Here is a 1,125-nt window from a genome sequence, read left to right as displayed (position 1 = left end):
ATAAATAAAAAAATCGCTACAATGATGAGTCGATTTTTTTTTCATGCAATGATCGTGGATTATTTCCAACGATAGCCTGCACCAGCACCGAAGGTACCAGAGCCAGAGGAATTTACTGAGCCGCCGATCTTATAGGTAAAGGTGCCAGTCTCACTTGCACCAGTAAGACCAACTGCTACCGCATTTTCACCATTGTAGAAGCCTGTACCACCAGTGATGTAGTGGCTACCAGCAGCCGGTGCTGGCATCATGGCAATGGCCACAGCACCAGCCACGCCTGCACTTAGCTTATCATCAAGCTTGTTGATTTTGTCATTAAGGCTGTTATCCAATGCACCGATCTTGTCATTGATCGGCTGTAGATCGACTGCCGCTGGCGTTCTGCTTATCAAAGTTGCAATGTCCGCTTGGTTCTTGGTGATTGCTGCTTTATTATCTCTGATCTGTGCACGGTTGTTTGCCACTTCATCAACGGTGGTTTCAGAAATCACAGCCAATTTACCGATGTCATTGGTATTGTCAGCGATTTCGTCGATCAATACATGAGATGCTGTGGTTAAAGCGTCAACAGTTGCTTGATCAGCTTTGTCGGCAACAGCAGTTTCTAGCTTATTAATCTTACCTTGGTTGGTACCTGCAAGAGATGCAAGGTAAGTATCGAAGCTTCTCATTGCATCGACAACTCTCTTGTCTGCTTTTTGAGCCAAGGCTTGCTTGTTTTCTGCAATCTTGCCGTGGTTATCTTTGATCTGTGCACGGTTGTTTGCCACTTCATCAACAGTGGTCTCAGAGATGACAGCAAGCTTACCGATGTCATTGGTGTTGTCAGCGATTTCGTCGATCAGTACATTAGATGCTGTGGTTAGGGCATCAATTGTTGCTTTATTATCTCTGATCTGTGCACGGTTGTTTGCTACTTCATCAACAGTGGTTTCAGAGATGACAGCAAGCTTACCGATGTCATTGGTGTTGTCAGCGATTTCGTCGATGAGGACATTAGATGCTGTGGTTAGGGCATCAATCTTGTCATTGACTGGTTTTAGATCTACTGTTACTTGACCATTCGGCGCAGTCTGCTTATTCATCAGTTCTGCGATGTTTGCACGGTTTTCAGCAATTTCATTG

The 1,125-nt window shown here is 44.8% G+C and carries 1 protein-coding gene; it reads right to left on the bottom strand.

Going from position 1 to position 1,125, the window contains the following annotated elements:
* Positions 1–59 precede the first annotated feature (59 nt).
* Positions 60–1,125: YadA-like family protein (locus tag MBO_RS07810; RefSeq protein WP_036366469.1), on the bottom strand; the 1,066-nt coding region annotated here is incomplete at its 5' end.

Source organism: Moraxella bovoculi 237 (genome assembly GCF_000696305.2).
Lineage (GTDB): Bacteria > Pseudomonadota > Gammaproteobacteria > Pseudomonadales > Moraxellaceae > Moraxella > Moraxella bovoculi.
This window is presented reverse-complemented; position numbering and strand designations above follow the sequence as displayed.